Source organism: Brevibacillus gelatini, from assembly GCF_003710935.1.
In the GTDB taxonomy this organism is placed as follows: Bacteria; Bacillota; Bacilli; order Brevibacillales; family Brevibacillaceae; genus Brevibacillus; species Brevibacillus gelatini.
This window is the reverse complement of record NZ_RHHS01000022.1, coordinates 95432-109547: the sequence shown is the minus strand read 5'-3', so window position 1 is coordinate 109547 and position 14116 is coordinate 95432. Positions and strand designations below refer to the sequence as shown.

15 protein-coding genes and 1 pseudogene are annotated in these 14116 nt (G+C 52.0%); 7 read left to right on the top strand and 9 right to left on the bottom strand.

Annotated features, from left to right (window positions below; translation table 11 throughout):
* Nucleotides 1-424 precede the first annotated feature (424 nt).
* Nucleotides 425-679: pseudogene (locus EDM57_RS10270) on the top strand (sigma factor-like helix-turn-helix DNA-binding protein); the annotation flags it as partial.
* A 195-nt stretch (nt 680-874) separates the two neighbouring features.
* Here the strand turns inward: EDM57_RS10270 and EDM57_RS10265 are convergent.
* Together EDM57_RS10265 and EDM57_RS10260 are read right to left on the bottom strand one after the other, a co-directional pair.
* Entirely contained in the window at nt 875-1192 is a 318-nt protein-coding gene (locus EDM57_RS10265; protein WP_246005784.1) for a hypothetical protein, read from the bottom strand.
* Nucleotides 1193-1779: 587 nt separating this feature from the next.
* Nucleotides 1780-2898 carry a hypothetical protein gene (locus EDM57_RS10260; RefSeq protein ID WP_122904672.1) on the bottom strand — a complete coding sequence of 373 codons (1119 nt, stop codon included), beginning with the start codon at nt 2896-2898 and terminating at the stop codon, nt 1780-1782.
* A 225-nt stretch (nt 2899-3123) separates the two neighbouring features.
* Here EDM57_RS10260 and EDM57_RS10255 point away from each other — a divergent pair, with 225 nt between their 5' ends.
* Complete coding sequence (locus EDM57_RS10255; RefSeq protein WP_122904671.1) at nt 3124-3654, top strand: CarD family transcriptional regulator; 531 nt, start codon at nt 3124-3126, stop codon at nt 3652-3654.
* 133 nt (nt 3655-3787) lie between these two features.
* Here EDM57_RS10255 and EDM57_RS10250 read toward each other — a convergent pair whose 3' ends face one another.
* Nucleotides 3788-4855 (bottom strand): CapA family protein, encoded by a 1068-nt coding sequence (locus EDM57_RS10250; protein ID WP_122904670.1) that lies wholly within the window; start codon nt 4853-4855, stop codon nt 3788-3790.
* Between the two features lie 151 nt (nt 4856-5006).
* On the opposite strand from EDM57_RS10250, the gene EDM57_RS10245 reads away from it, so the two are divergent.
* From EDM57_RS10245 to EDM57_RS10235, 3 genes are all read left to right on the top strand, one after another.
* Nucleotides 5007-6173: a UDP-N-acetylmuramoyl-tripeptide--D-alanyl-D-alanine ligase gene (locus tag EDM57_RS10245; protein WP_425455798.1), complete on the top strand. Its 1167-nt coding sequence runs from the start codon at nt 5007-5009 to the stop codon at nt 6171-6173.
* A 241-nt stretch (nt 6174-6414) separates the two neighbouring features.
* Nucleotides 6415-7395 carry a C40 family peptidase gene (locus EDM57_RS10240; RefSeq protein ID WP_122904669.1) on the top strand — a complete coding sequence of 327 codons (981 nt, stop codon included), beginning with the start codon at nt 6415-6417 and terminating at the stop codon, nt 7393-7395.
* Nucleotides 7396-7574: 179 nt separating this feature from the next.
* Nucleotides 7575-7922, top strand: a complete 348-nt coding sequence (locus tag EDM57_RS10235) for a transporter (RefSeq protein WP_122904668.1) — start codon at nt 7575-7577, stop codon at nt 7920-7922.
* Between the two features lie 87 nt (nt 7923-8009).
* On the opposite strand, the gene EDM57_RS10230 is transcribed toward EDM57_RS10235, so the two are convergent.
* The 6 genes from EDM57_RS10230 to EDM57_RS10205 all read right to left on the bottom strand — a co-directional run bounded on the left by EDM57_RS10230 (nt 8010) and on the right by EDM57_RS10205 (nt 12346).
* Nucleotides 8010-8777 (bottom strand): FixH family protein, encoded by a 768-nt coding sequence (locus tag EDM57_RS10230; RefSeq protein ID WP_122904667.1) that lies wholly within the window; start codon nt 8775-8777, stop codon nt 8010-8012.
* Between the two features lie 5 nt (nt 8778-8782).
* The gene (locus tag EDM57_RS10225; RefSeq protein ID WP_122904666.1) at nt 8783-9394 is read right to left on the bottom strand and encodes an SCO family protein; all 612 of its coding nucleotides are present in this window, start codon (nt 9392-9394) and stop codon (nt 8783-8785) included.
* A 51-nt stretch (nt 9395-9445) separates the two neighbouring features.
* On the bottom strand, nt 9446-10357 hold the full coding sequence (gene ctaG, locus EDM57_RS10220; protein WP_122904665.1) for a cytochrome c oxidase assembly factor CtaG: 912 nt from the start codon (nt 10355-10357) through the stop codon (nt 9446-9448).
* Between the two features lie 125 nt (nt 10358-10482).
* Nucleotides 10483-10953 (bottom strand): thioredoxin family protein, encoded by a 471-nt coding sequence (locus EDM57_RS10215; protein WP_122904664.1) that lies wholly within the window; start codon nt 10951-10953, stop codon nt 10483-10485.
* A 2-nt stretch (nt 10954-10955) separates the two neighbouring features.
* The gene (locus tag EDM57_RS10210; protein WP_122904663.1) at nt 10956-11384 is read right to left on the bottom strand and encodes a disulfide oxidoreductase; all 429 of its coding nucleotides are present in this window, start codon (nt 11382-11384) and stop codon (nt 10956-10958) included.
* Between the two features lie 176 nt (nt 11385-11560).
* Entirely contained in the window at nt 11561-12346 is a 786-nt protein-coding gene (locus EDM57_RS10205) for a metallophosphoesterase family protein (protein ID WP_122904662.1), read from the bottom strand.
* 193 nt (nt 12347-12539) lie between these two features.
* On the opposite strand from EDM57_RS10205, the gene EDM57_RS10200 reads away from it, so the two are divergent.
* Together EDM57_RS10200 and EDM57_RS10195 are read left to right on the top strand one after the other, a co-directional pair.
* The gene (locus EDM57_RS10200) at nt 12540-13325 is read left to right on the top strand and encodes a cupin domain-containing protein (protein ID WP_122904661.1); all 786 of its coding nucleotides are present in this window, start codon (nt 12540-12542) and stop codon (nt 13323-13325) included.
* 59 nt (nt 13326-13384) lie between these two features.
* Complete coding sequence (locus EDM57_RS10195; protein ID WP_122904660.1) at nt 13385-14107, top strand: NAD-dependent deacylase; 723 nt, start codon at nt 13385-13387, stop codon at nt 14105-14107.
* The last annotated feature ends 9 nt before the right edge of the window (nt 14108-14116 follow it).

Sequence of the window (14116 nt, the reverse complement as noted above, 5' to 3'; positions counted from 1 at the left end):
CCTCCGAAAATTAACTTGGCCGTTAATACCGAAGGGGATATATTCGCTAAGGGTGGGTCATTTTCTTTCCGGCGAACCTGGGTCAATTATATCCCGGCGGTGACAAATAAAGCATAAAACGCAAATTTTCAATTATTTTACAAATGATTAATAATTTACCAATTTTAAGTTTTGTGCTAAGATAGTGTTTATTAGTTGGGGGATTTATTAAATGAAAATATTAAAATTACTAGTAGTATTACTACTCACTATTATCATTCATTTTGCTGTAAATAGTATTAGTCTTGATAGTGAAAACGGCACAATAGAGTGGCTCCTATCATTGATTGCCGCCATTCTATTAACCAGCATCCTTACCGATACAAAAGACAAATAATCCTGGTTCAAGAAATGTAGGTTCGCTAAATCCTGGCAAGTAGAGGGCACGGGCGAAGTCGTGGATGCGGTACAGCTCAAGCTGGAATCCAACAAAATTTATCAGCACATCCACATCCTCGACGCACGGGAAAAAGAGGTCATCATCGGCAGGTTTGGCCTGGATCAGGACAAAGAAAAGACACAGCGGGAAATCGCTCGGGAGCTTGGCATTTCCCGTTCGTACGTCTCCCGCATCGAGAAGCGGGCGCTGATGAAGCTGTTCAATGAGTTTTATCGTACCAAACAGACGCAGAATCGGTGAGTTACAGTACCCCGCAAGACGGTCACTTTCCTGTGTCCTTCTTGCGGGGTATTTTTGTTTATTCGTGGATGTCAATGAATCTGTCATCGCACTTGGAGACGAAGTAAACATAGGCTATCATGATGTCATTCACCTGTGTACGTGATTCGGTTGTTTAATACGTTCCATTCCAAATTTTTGTAAACGAGAACATAGTCATAGTGATTCACGCGGATTTTGCCGTCGCTTGTCGTGACTTTTTTTATTAACATCCACATAATATTTTCCCGCAGCAAATTGAATATGGGTATGATTTTCAGCGCCTTCCATTTCCAACTCGTTTGATGCTTTGCTGTGTTCATTGATTAATTCATTAACGGTAAGCAGTACCCCTATATTCCCAGGCAGGTCTTTATATTGAAAAAAAGCAGTAAGCACAAGCAAGGACAGAACAATTCCAATGATCCAATTCCTGGTCTTTTTCATAATCATCACCTTCATTTTTTCTTGTATGATGGAAATAAAATGGTGCATGATGACCCACCAGATCCTATAACTAAATACGAATTCCATTTATTTGAAGTTACGATAATACTCTATACTTAACTTTCTCTTCTAATCCCACTCACTGCTGCTCGGTCAACTGTTCAAATGTAACACCAGCCCGCCATTTTCCAGCCACAAGATTACCATGTTAACCAGTTCGAGCGAGAGCACTTCGCATTCGGATGAGCTGCTGTTTGATAAGTATAGATAAACTCTTTTCGACCTGATTGGCTGATCGTGAGCGCATCAGTCAAGTTGAACTGGCGGTAAGGGGCGGTTGAACGCAATGGAAGCAGGGAGAAGCTCGTCTACATGTCTATGTTGCTGATTCGGGTGGGGAAGATGAGTCTGGGGGATAAGAGAGGGCGGTCAAAAATAATCGCAATATACGCAATCATTTGGCTGTCCGTTCTGGCTGTCATTCTAACAACACAAGAAGAAATAACCTTATACTACGCCTCAATCTTTTGAGCCACAGCCCGTCATGAACAGAAAAGCTGTGGCTCCTTCGCTTTTTCTTGCTCCACAACCACTGTTGCAGGAAGCCTTTGCCCCTTCTGCTGCCTCTTACGCGATTACCACCCTGCAAAACGGCTCATGTGCACCGAGTCCAAATCTCCGACAAAAAATGACTTGCCATCCGCCGCCCATCCCAAAAATTGAATGTTGTCGATGGTATCCAAATAAGGACTGCCATCGAGCGGGTAGGTAAACGTTTGATTCACCGTCTTTATGACAAGCTGCTCGTTCGCATCCTGGGCATTGGAGGTGGAGAGAAATTTTTCAGCGACATAGTTATGTCCGGTCGGGGACCAGAAAACTTTGGTCAAGTCGCGTTCTAAGTACACGGAATGAGGGTGCTCGGCGGTCGGCACGCTTTTGCCTGTTTGCAGGTCGGTCATAAAGCCGTGCGCTTCTTTGACGTCAAAGCGCAGCTTCATGTCGTTCGAATACGAAGGAAAGCTTTTGAACGAATGCGTGTACTTGAGCCCTGTCGGCAAATCAAGCTCTTTAATGGTGCCGTTTGCCTTGTACAGCACTTTTTTGGACGTGGGTATCCAGTAGAGCAGATTTACCGCCTGCGTGCTGCTTTCTTCTTCAGCCGGGAGCGAAAATTGGTCGTTGACCTTCATTTTCAGCGTATTCATGTCTTGCAGGTAAAGCTTGTGGCGCTTTTGCAAGTTTGCTTCCTTCAGATCCGACTGGATAAAAGTGAGGTAGTGGCCGTCCGGTGCAAGCGCATAATCGAGAATCGGTGTGTCGGCAGTCCCTTTGACAAGCAGCGTTTTTTGGTTCGTGAGCGGGTTGTAGCGGTACAGGCTGGCCTGTTCCATCAGGAGAAGCTCGTCCTTTTTCTGTGCCCACTTGGCAAAACTGCTCAGTTGGCGCAGTTGCCTGGTCTTGCTGTCATACAAGTAGGGGATGGTCGGTTCCCCTTTTTTGAAGCCTAGCTTTTCCGCATACACAAACCGACCGCTCGGCGACATGCTCGCGCGGTGCACGACGGGGAGCTGTGCGATGAGCGTTTGCTTTTTTCCATCCAGGCTGATCCGGTATATTTTCGAGGGTTGGGCGGCAGTGTTCGTTGTAGTCGAAGCGATGCTCGCTGCACTTGCTTTTGGCGAGGCTAACGGAACACATAAGGATGCGGCAAGGAGCATTGCTGCCAAGGCTAGTTGTCTCGTTTTTTTCATCAAGCGTCATCCTTTCTCTGACTGGTTAGACGCGCAAATCACGGGAAAGTTACCCAACCGGCAAAAAAGACTCCTTGTGGGCAGTAGGCTTTCTTCACCCATTTTTCATGCATTTTTATCCAAAATTAAATATTGACTCAAAATAAAAGTGCATGATAAAATAAAAATTTTTAAATTCGAAAACTGTGTTATAATGAAGAAGATCGCATTGCAGGAGGTGGACGTATGTTTCAAGTAGGTGACAAGATTTTTTACCCGATGCACGGGGCAGGCGTAATCGAGGCGCTGGAAGAAAAGGAATTTCTGGGTGAAAAGCAGCTCTATTATGTGCTCCACATGCTGCAAAAAGAGTTGAATATCATGGTCCCCGTTGAAAAAATGTCCGCACTGGGCATTCGCATGGTCGTAGGGGCTGACATTTTGGACGAAGTGCTGGCTGTCATGCGGACAGAGCGTCCTGACTCCACGTTGAATGCGCAACAGCGATACAAGAAGAATGCGGAAAAAATGAAGAGTGGCGATATTTTTGAGCAGGCCGAAGTGATCCGGGACTTGTGGCGGATCAGCCAGGGCAGAGTATTGGGCACCAGCGACAAGCTGATGCTGGACAATGCCCAACAGCTCATGGCAAGCGAAATGGCTCTCGTAAAAAATTGGGACATCGAGCGGGCCGAGCAAATGCTGCGCGAGGTGCTGTCTGCAGAAGTGCGCGACAAAGATGCTTCCTTGAAGGAGACGGCTGCCTGTCAAAAGTGAATGCGATAAGCCGGGAAAGACAGCAAAGGGTGTGATTGCTACAGCAGTCGCCCCTTTTTTTTTGCCAACAAATGAATGGATAGCCAAGACCCAGAGCGAGAAAAGAGGAAAGGGGCTTTATTGGCGCCCCTTTTTACTCGATCAGGATGCCTGGCTTTCGGCCGATAATCTGGATCGCGCGTTTCCAGAGAAGTCTCAGTTTCTTTCGTTGCAGCAGGGGAAGGTTCATGTCCGGATACTTCAGGTACGAGCGAATGGGAATCACCCGAAACCGGATGCGGCTGTCCTGCATGTAGCGCTGGCAGTAGGTTGGAATGACGGAGATTTGACGGATGGCGACCTGCTCCTGCGCGTCTTTTTCCACGGAAAAGCGCAAAATTGCCCCGACCTGCGACTGATCGAAGTGCAGCATTTTCTCTGAGGTGAAATTTCCGAGCGAGTAGGCGACCAGTGTACGCTTTTTCCTGCCATCCGCAAGGGGAATTGCGGGAGTGACGACGGGCTGGAGGACGTGAGGGTGTGCGCCCAGGATGACATCTGCGCCCTGGTCGAGCAGGCTTTGCACGAGCAGGCGCTGGTTTGCTGTCGGGGTGTAGCGGAATTCCACGCCAAAATGCAGGGCGACGATTACGAGGTCGACGAATGGGCGGATGGCCGCGATGTCCTGCAAAATGGCATCCCGGCGGATGAGGTTGACAAGCCATGGCATGTGCGCGGGAATGACCTGTTTGTTCGTTCCGTACGTGTAAGCAAGCAACCCGATGCGGATGCCGTTTACTTCCCGGATCAAAGGTGTGCTCGCCTCCTGCGGGGAGCGGGACGTGCCTGTGTGCGCCAGTTTGTAGCGATCCAGGACATCCAGTGTGCGGCAAAGTCCGTTTGGCCCTCCGTCCAGACAGTGGTTGTTTGCGGTTGTCACGATGTCAAAGCCGACTTGTCTAAGATCGCGTGCCAGCTCGTCGGGACAGTTGAACCGAGGATAGCCAGTTCGTGCCGAGCCGATCTGGTAGGGCTGGCCTTTGCCGGAAAACGTCGTCTCCAGATTGCCGATGACAAGATCATTGCCTGACAGGATAGGGGCGACGGGAGCAAACATCTCCGCAAAGGAAAATTGATCCATCGAAGTCAGCTTGGCGCAAGCCACCTGCTCCTTCCACATGAGGATATCGCCAACTGCGGCGATGGTGACTTTCTTTTTCATTGGCTTCACCTCTTCCCTCTACTCTATTCCGAAAGTCGTCCGCCTGTTTTGGATAGAAGCGGAACGTTTTCATAGATAGCGGTCTATACAGGCTGTCTCACTCGGACATACAATACCGAAGCGGATTGGAAGAGCAGGGGTGAAGGGGAGATTGTCAGTGAAAAAGAAAGGCAAGAAACCAGCTCGGCCAAAGACGGTGATGCTGAACAAACCGGTGATTGCGGTGACGGGAAGCGCCGGGAAAACGACGACGAAAGAAATGATCTATACGATATTGCAAAGACGCATGCCCACCTATCGTTCGATGTACAACAAGAACTTTTTGGGCAATACGAGAGCGCATGTCAGTCGCTTGCGGGACGAGCACAAAGCGGTTGTGCTGGAATTCGGGTTGCTGAGAAGTGGCCATATTCGCCAGCATTGCCAGATCATTCAACCGAATCTGGGGGTCATTACGAACATCGGGACTGCGCACATTGGCAACTTCGGCGGAGATGTCGGACGGCTCGCCATGGCAAAATCCGAGTTGATCCGCCACATGAAGTCTACCGGTATCGTCTTTCTCAATTGGGATTGTCCATACTCGCGCCAGTTTACCCAACAACCTTTTTTAGGGACGTTTGCTGGCAGATTCGTTACGTTCGGGGTCGGGCAGGAAGCGCATTATCGGGCGGACAGCATTGCACGGGAGGAAGGCGGAATTTCTTTTGTCTGTTCGTTTCAGCAGCAGAGAGAAGCGATATTTATTCCGATTTTGGGAGAACACAATGTGCACAATGCACTGGCGGCCATTGCCGTTACGCATACACTCGGCATCCCGTTCCAGGAAATTCGGGAGGGGCTGCGCCAATTCCGGCCGCAGCGGAAGCGGCTCGTCAGCTACCGGTTGGCCCACAATGTCCAGGTGCTGGACGACACGTACAGCTCCAATCCGGATGCGGCCAAGGCAGCAATTGACGTGCTCAGCCAGTCCGGCCAAGGCACCAGAATCGCGGTGCTGGCGAGCATGCTGGAAATGGGGAACTACGAAGTGCGAGGCCACGAAGAAGTCGGCGAGTATTTGAGCCAAAAAAATGTGGATTATTTGTACACGTTGGGGCGAAGTGCCCGCCATATTGCGCGCGCGGCCATCCGGGCTGGCTTTCCCGCGAACCGGGTCATGCATTGCCCGAACAAAGAGGTATTGCACCGCAATCTCGCCAAAAGAATGAAGCCCGACACTACTTTTCTCGTAAAAGGCTCGCATCGGCTGAAAATGGGAGAAACGGTACAGTTTTTGTGCAATACGCTTGCGAAAGGCAAACGCAAACCTCGCTAGCGTTGTCAGAACCTTCACGCGGGCAGGCGCTTGTCCCAGGAGCGGACAAGGGCCTTTTTGGCATGGGAAAAGGCATGGGACGAATCGGTCAGAAAGGTCTGAAATACAGGACTATGGTCATCCGACTATGTAATCAAATCCTTTGTTGGAAAGATTTACAGACTTATACGGGTCGGGTTTTTCCAGTAAAGTGGGATTGTACCCAATCCGTTGGGAAAAAACACAGCCAGGAGGAGAACGAATGACGAAACGAGATTGGTTGCAAAAGTCGACTGTCGCCGTCATGCTGAGTACATCCCTGCTTCTGTTCGCAGAAGGTGGACAGGCCGCCGCTCAGACTGTGGATTCGCAATATTTGGTCAAGTCAGAAAAAATCGTCCAGACAGCTACATCCCTGATCGGCAAAGACTACAAATACGGGGCGGTTGGTCCGAACTCGTTCGGCTCTGCGGGACTCGCTACCTACGTGTACAAACAGGCCGGACTGACGATTGACAACACGATTGCCAAGCTGTACAAGGCGGGCAAGTCCGTCTCGACAGACAAAATCCAGGCTGGAGATTTGCTGTTCTTTTCCTCGAATGGAAAAGGTGCTCCGACCTTCATGGGAATTTACATCGGAAATGGCCAGTACATATACTCATCGCAAGGTGAAGATGAGGTCGTTTTGAAAAAAGTCAGCGATTATACGAAAAAGCTGCTTGGCGCACGCCGAATTTTGCCGGAGGACACCGGAACGGGCACAACGCCGGAGCCGGGTCAGCAGGAGTCAGATGCTTCTACAATCGCGGACAAGGTGATTGCGGCCGGGAAAAAATACATGGGCACACCGTATGAGTACGGCTCGACCCGTGCGAACAAAAAGACGATGGATTGCTCCGAATTCACCATGTGGGCGTACCTCGAAGGGGCCAATATCGACATGGGCAAAGGCGGAGCGCGCTCCCAGGCCAACTTCGTAAAAAGCAACGGCACGTATACCACTGATATAAGCAAGCTGAAAAAAGGCGATCTGGTCTTTTTCATGGCCTACAAAGGCTACAAGCAATCCGACTACAAAGGGATTAACGTGCCGAAGCAAAGCATTACCCACGTCGCGATCTACCTGGGCGACGACAAGCTGCTGCACACCTTTTCCAAGGAGTCCGGCGGCGTGAAAATTACAAATTTCAGTAATACACACTGGGAATACCGCTTCATCATGGGCGGACGCCCTTATTAACCAGAGACAGTTTGAAATCCAAGGCGGCGCGATTGCGTCGCCTTCTTTTTAGGGGAAGGGGAGCGATGCAGGCGAAGGGGACGATCGCGGAAAATAGGTGAATGACCACGGGCAAACACACAGTCCATCTGTGCGTTGGCAGCATCTCTTATAGGGAGACTTGTAGGAGGTGAAACGTCATGTCATATCAGTATCCCCCAGGTGGCTATCCTCCAGGAGGGTACCCACCACCGCCGCCGCCGGGAGGTTCTCCTGGAGGGTTTCCTCCACCGCCGCCAGGTCCGCCTCCAGGCAGGACGCCCAGTGCACCGGGATCGCGAGGATACGGGGGGACACGTCGGATTGAACCGGGCGGATTTTATCCGTGTCTGTATCGGTATACGTACATCTGGCTGCAAAATGGGCGCTCCTTCTGGTTTTATCCTGTATTCATCGGCCGGAGTTCCGTAACAGGCTACCGCTGGAGAAGAAACCAGTGGGAATACTATGGCCTGGAGCTGAACCGCATCGCCTACTTTACTTGCTAATACGAAAAAGTGCAGAAGACGGCCTTCCCCGGAATGGAATGGCCGTCTTTGCTGTTTGTTCAAGAAAGCGTCTGACTTACGTGTCTGTTACTGGACAGTCACGGTGAAATCTTTGTGATCGTGCATGTCGCCTTTTTCCAGATGGACCTTCACCGTGTATTCCCCAGGGGCAGGGAAGGAGAGGTTGCCTTCGTACTGCCCGGCATTTTTTTCGCTGGCATCCGCAAAGCTGTGCTTCGCCGCATCGCCTGTCCAAAACTCAAACTTGACCGTGCCTCCCGACAACGGCTGGTTGTCCTTCATCAGGTGAACGACCATGACAGCCGCAGACTGCGCCTTGAGCTCGTCCGGTGGCATCAGGTGAAAGTCGACTCCACTGGCTGCATGCGCTTCGCCGGAAGCGGCTTTGCCGTGCTCGTGTCCGCCGCTTGAATGACCCGTAGCGGCATGATCGGCATCGGCTGCGCCTTTCACAGTAAAAGGCGTTTTCTGCATGTTGTGGAAATCGCGGGCGGTGACGTGGTAGTAGACAAAGTAGGAGCCAGGCTCGCTGATCGTCTGCTGCGCCGTGTAGACGCCATCGGATACGAGCTTCGCCGGAATCGTTTCGTGTTTCTCCTGTCCATCCTTCCACCATTCAAACGAGACTTCCCGCGCATCGTCCACAGGCTTGCCATCCTGGGTCACTTTGACGGAAAACGTAATGGGTTGGCCTGCTACCGGCTCCGCAGGCTCGATAGAAAAAGTGGCGTCAACAGGAGCGCCGGAAGCTTCCAAGGCCTGGTCGCTTGGGCCAGAACATGCCGCAGTCAAAATGACCAGTGCGGACAGGCATAGCGTGAAAAAGCGTTTCATTTGCGTTACCCTTCCTTCTTCAAGTTCAACAACTCTTGATAAATTTGTTCCGGATCAAAGTCCTCACCCATCCCGAACTTGCGGATGACCTCGTTGTTTTGGTCGACGAGATAGGTGCTCGACGTATGCGAGATGAATCCGTCCTCGGTCGTTTTGGCAAAAAAGCCGAGCGAGCTGGTCACGGTGCGAATCGTCTCTTCGTCGCCGCGCAATATGGTCCAGCCCTCGTCTGCAATACCGAGCTGTTGGACGTAATAGCGCAGCACGTCGGGAGTATCGTTTTTGGGATCAATGGTAATCGTCAAAAATTCAATGCCTTGTCCCATCAGTCCAGCCGCTTGCAGCCGTTTTTGCAGTTGCACCATTTTTACGGTGGTCGTCGGACAAATATCGGGACAGCGCGTATAGATCAGCTCGACCAGACGGATGCTCCCGGTCTTTGGTGAGAGAGAGTAAGCTTCTCCATCCAGCGTTTGCAGTTGTACGTCCGGCAGCTTGGCCGAAACCGTGGACGGACTCAGCCAAAACCAAGAGGCGACGAGAGCAGCGAGGACGAGCAGCGGCAACAACACGAGCAGCCGTCTTAGCCGGATCGCGGCAGTAGGAGTGAGTGGCACGCAGGATGCCTCCTTTTTTGCAGATAGGTAAGTGTGCCGCTTTGGGCAGTGTTATTGCGGAATCAGACCATCGTCCGGCTGATTTTTTTCTTTCCGGTACCAGACCGCAAACACGTAGGCCAGGACGGAACCGTACGTCAACTCCTGCAGCAGCTTCATGATGATTCCGCCAAGCCGCTGATCCTCCAGGGGCACGAGCGGAACGGCAAACATTGACTTGTCGATCGGGGCGGAAAAAAACGGCGCACACAGCATCGAAGGGCCGTTGACATACGTGCTGTACAGAGCCGTCTCCGAAAAAATAATGAGCGCACAGGCTGGCGTAATCAGCACGCCGTTGGCAAAAATGTAGGCCAGCTTTTGCAGCTCGGACAGCCGATGAATCTCCGGAATGGGAGCGATCACAGGAAGCCACATCAATATGGCCGTAACCAACAGTACCAGGTGAATCAGATTATGCATAGCCAGGTTGTTCATCGCCATGTCTAGCATAACAGGCATGTGATAAAACGAAAATAGGGCATTGAACAGCAGGATGGCCGTAATCGGATGGCTTGCCACGCGCAGCAGCCGTTTCAGCCCTTTGCGGTAAAAAAGCGAGCGGATCAGCCAGGACGGCGTGCCAGCCAGCAGCAATAGCGGCATCATCAGGTAAAGAATAGACTGCTGAAGCATATGGGCGCTGAACAAAAAGTGGCCCGCGACGTTCAATGGGCTGCCCATGCCGAAATAAAAAAGGAGCAAGCCAATGGAAAACGACAGCTTCTGTGTGAGCGTGACGGGTTTTGCCTCAGGAAACGTCCGGCGCAAAGGTCCTGTCAGCGAAAAGTAGGCAAGTCCGATCAGAGCGGTAAGCAAGATCAGCTCCGGGTTCCACGTCGCCCGAAAGCCGAATGTTTCGGTCAAGTCGATAAGGTTCAACACCGTTACCTCCGTTTTCCTGGAATATTCCCCAGTAACCATTATAGGCATTCGCTTCCAAAAGCCTAATGACTCGTTTGGGCTATTTCTGGAGGGGGGCGTTCACATATTTGTCACGGATGCTACAAGAAAACCCCCGAACCGCAAAGTCCGAGGGTGTTCAACTATTATGATTTTTTCTGTTCTTCCAGCCATTTTTTCCACTCGTCAGGTTCATGTCCGCCTACCAGGCGAGCGACTTCCTTGCCGTCCTTGTAGTGAACAAGGGTCGGGGTGAATTCGATCTGGTACTCATCCCAGCTGGCTGTGAACTCCAGCAGGTTGTGTTTTTTCATGTCGATCTGCATGTCCTTGACGATGGGCACGAGGACAGGTGTGGTCGCGCGGCAATGCTCGCACAGCGGGCTGTAGTAGTAGACGAACAAGTCTTCCTTGCTCTCGATCTTCTGCTTCAACTCTTCTGGCATAATCAGGTTGTCGTACAACGGATCATTCAGTTGCTCGATGGTAGCCGGGTTCAGATTGGCTTTTCCGTACGGGTTGCCTGCCGCCGCCTCGCGGTTGGAAATATCCGAGTACACAATGGCGCCAATCAGCAACGCAGCTACCAGGACAGACAAAAAGATAATTTTTTTCATCATCAAATCTCCTTTGCGTTTTTCTGCACGATGAACAAAAGAATGCTAATGAGCGTAAAAGCGATCAGCGCCAAAAACGGAATCGTGACAAAGCCGAACCAGTTGATGTAGTCCGTGTTGCAGGGCACGATGCCACATGCGTTGCCCAGCTCATGCAGGGCAGGCACCTTTTGAATCAGGTAATGATAGAGGGAGATGCAGCCGCCGATCAACGAAAGAATCAGGGCGTAGGAAGACATCTTGTAATCTTTTTTGGCGGAGGCCACTCCCAGCAAAATAATGAGCGGATACATCAGGATCCGCTGATACCAGCACAGCTCGCATGGTATGTACTTTAATACTTCCGAAAAAAACAGGCTTCCTGCCGTGGCAATCAGGGACACGCCCCATGCCGCAAACATAGATTGTTCCATCACTTGCTGACGTTTCATAACAACACCTCGTCCTTCTATCTTATCACATTACGAATCGGAAGTTGATTATAAAAAGTAACAAATTGTGAAAGCAAAGCGGCTTGTCCAAAATAAGCGGAAACGCTACCTGAAGCAGTTGCCGCAGGTAGTAGCCAAAGCTTTGCCGGACAGGGAGGTGTCGTATGTCGCCGCACTCAGATGATCCGCACGTACACGTCAGGCTGGGCGTCGCGAACAGGGACGAAGATCGACTGCAAGGAAGGCCACTCTACCAATAAAATACCTCGCCGGTAAGCAGCGCCGCCGTCAATCCCGACGAGCTTGCCCCTTCTCCACGGTCCATGCCCTTCATAGCCCGGCAGACGGGGAACGGGGGTGTGTCCAAAGACGATTGGCCTGTCTCCTTCATAATAAAGGTAGAAAGGCTCCCGAATCCATAGGAGATCTTCGGGATTTTGCTTTTGCAGTGGGATTCCCGGGCGGATTCCCGCATGAACGAGCAGGACAGCGGGCGCTCCTGATCGCGGATCGGCCGGAAGCTCCATGTACAATGGCAGGCTGGACAAGGACGGCAACAGATTGGGGTACTCCGTCAAAATCAGCCGTCTGGCCTCCTCCTGCTCTGCGATAGAGGGCATGGAATGCAAAAACGCCCGTCGCAGCGGATGATGGCCGAGCAGCGAACGGATTGTGGCATCTCCTCCGTTGTAACGCAGGTAAAGTTCGGGATTTCCTTGCCCTTTCAGCCAATCCTCCAGCATTTGTTCATGGTTTCCTTTTAGCAGAAAGACTTGGTTCGGGTACGCTTGACGCAGGCGGAACAGTTCGAACAACACTTCCCTGGACTCGGGCCCGCGGTCAATCATGTCGCCAATCACATAGAGACGATCACCTGCTTGCGGGGAAAAGGAGCCATCGCGCAACGCTCGCTGAAAAGCCTGATATTGTCCATGAATATCCGAAACGAAATAAGTGGCCACTTCCCATCCCCTCCAAAAGAGAACTTGGCACAACTGTTATTACCTTATGTATAGGAAGAAGGAAGCGTGCCGAGGCATGCGCGCAAGCCGTTGCGAGCAAAGCGGCGCCAAAACATGGGCGCACCAACGGAAGCGAGTGGAATATGGATACGTATGAGACATATACCTAGATGCTGGAGGGAAAATTGGACAGATGGCTACATCCTATCGGGATTACACCTCACCCAATACAGAGTTCACGTATGATCTGCGCAACAACACATTTTTTCGCAAAGACGCCGGAAACTTCATCAACGCGCTCGGCATCCAGCAACTGAACACACTTGGCAACACGTCGATACTCGACATTTTCCTGACGACGGGCAATGTCATTGAGCCGCATATTCACCAAAACGCTTCCGAACTCGTCTATTGTGTGACGGGGGAGGCGGTTGTTTCGATCGTGAATCCGTTTACGAACCAGTTGCTCAACTTCCCTATCAAGCCGCGGCAAGTGGCGAACGTGCCGCAGGGCTGGTGGCATTACGAAGTGGCTTTGACGGACGATACGCATCTGATCGCGATATTCGACGCGCCAGTGCCGGAAGTGATTTTCGGCTCCGACATCCTGCGCCTGACACCTGCAAGCATCTGGGCGCACACGTATTGTCTGGACGAAGCGAAGGTAAAAGACACCTTTGCCCCAATCACCCGGACCGTTGTCATCGGTCCGCCGCTCGACTGCCAGCAGGGGTCAACCCCTGCACCCAACCAGGGACAGAGCCAATGGCAGCACACCTCCAGCCAGTATCCGCACTACAGCTACTCCAGCCAGTGGCCGACAAGCTCGTACTACTATTACGATGCAGCCGCCTACACGCAGCCGCCGGAGTACGGGCAGTACATCCACTATCCGGAGCTTGCGGGCTACACGTACAATCCGCCCAGCCAGCTGCAAACGGCTTATCAGCAGCCGTACGGGTATTCGGCAGCGTACTAGCTGTACACCCGCTTTTTCCTCCGCTACAATGGGGGCAAAAAGAAAAGAGGGCGATGCAGATGGAAGCGCTTGCCAAATGGCTGCAGGAATCGCCGGGCGCGGTCGTCTTTACAGGTGCCGGCATGTCGACCGAAAGCGGCCTGCCGGATTTTCGCTCGCAGACCGGACTGTGGCGGGGAAATGACCCGCAAAAGCTCGCGAGCACGCAAGCGATGCGGCACAACCGCGAGGCGTTTGTGGAGTTTTACCGGATGCGAATCAAGGGGCTAACAGCTTGCGAACCGCATGCCGGACATGAGATTTTGGCAAAATGGGAGCAGCGTGGCCTGCTTGCTGGCATCATCACGCAAAATGTAGACGGCTTTCACCAGCGAGCCGGGAGTCAGGCGGTGGCACAGCTTCACGGGACGTTGACGACGGTTAGCTGTATCCGTTGCCGCAAAAGCTACCCGAGCGAGCGGTATTTGCAGGAGGAAGGGACCGCGTGTGAGTGCGGCGGCTTCGTACGGCCGGATGTCGTCTTGTTCGGAGAGTCGCTCCCCCAGTCGCAGATCGATTTGGCTGTGGAGTGGACAGAGCGCGCGCCGCTGTTGATCGTGCTCGGCTCGTCGCTTACGGTCAGCCCCGCCAACTGGTTTCCGCAGCGGGCAAAAGAAAACGGAGCAAAACTGGTGATCGTCAACCAGGAACCGACGCCTTTGGACGGATGGGCAGACATGGTCGTACAGGATATGAAAATCGGCGAGCTGCTGTCGCGCACGGAACAGTGGCTGCACAACTGAATGAACGGC

What these genes read in the sequence shown, in the direction of transcription:
- EDM57_RS10215 (WP_122904664.1), bottom strand. Translation starts at nt 10,953, where the DNA reads ATGAAAAAAATTATCTTTTTGTCTGTCCTGGTAGCTGCGTTGCTGATT.
- EDM57_RS10240 (WP_122904669.1), top strand. Translation starts at nt 6,415, where the DNA reads ATGACGAAACGAGATTGGTTGCAAAAGTCGACTGTCGCCGTCATGCTG.
- EDM57_RS10250 (WP_122904670.1), bottom strand. Translation starts at nt 4,855, where the DNA reads ATGAAAAAGAAAGTCACCATCGCCGCAGTTGGCGATATCCTCATGTGG.
- EDM57_RS10195 (WP_122904660.1), top strand. Translation starts at nt 13,385, where the DNA reads ATGGAAGCGCTTGCCAAATGGCTGCAGGAATCGCCGGGCGCGGTCGTC.
- EDM57_RS10235 (WP_122904668.1), top strand. Translation starts at nt 7,575, where the DNA reads ATGTCATATCAGTATCCCCCAGGTGGCTATCCTCCAGGAGGGTACCCA.
- EDM57_RS10200 (WP_122904661.1), top strand. Translation starts at nt 12,540, where the DNA reads ATGGCTACATCCTATCGGGATTACACCTCACCCAATACAGAGTTCACG.
- EDM57_RS10260 (WP_122904672.1), bottom strand. Translation starts at nt 2,898, where the DNA reads ATGAAAAAAACGAGACAACTAGCCTTGGCAGCAATGCTCCTTGCCGCA.
- EDM57_RS10230 (WP_122904667.1), bottom strand. Translation starts at nt 8,777, where the DNA reads ATGAAACGCTTTTTCACGCTATGCCTGTCCGCACTGGTCATTTTGACT.
- EDM57_RS10210 (WP_122904663.1), bottom strand. Translation starts at nt 11,384, where the DNA reads ATGAAACGTCAGCAAGTGATGGAACAATCTATGTTTGCGGCATGGGGC.
- EDM57_RS10255 (WP_122904671.1), top strand. Translation starts at nt 3,124, where the DNA reads ATGTTTCAAGTAGGTGACAAGATTTTTTACCCGATGCACGGGGCAGGC.
- EDM57_RS10265 (WP_246005784.1), bottom strand. Translation starts at nt 1,192, where the DNA reads ATGCACCATTTTATTTCCATCATACAAGAAAAAATGAAGGTGATGATT.
- ctaG (WP_122904665.1), bottom strand. Translation starts at nt 10,357, where the DNA reads ATGGTTACTGGGGAATATTCCAGGAAAACGGAGGTAACGGTGTTGAAC.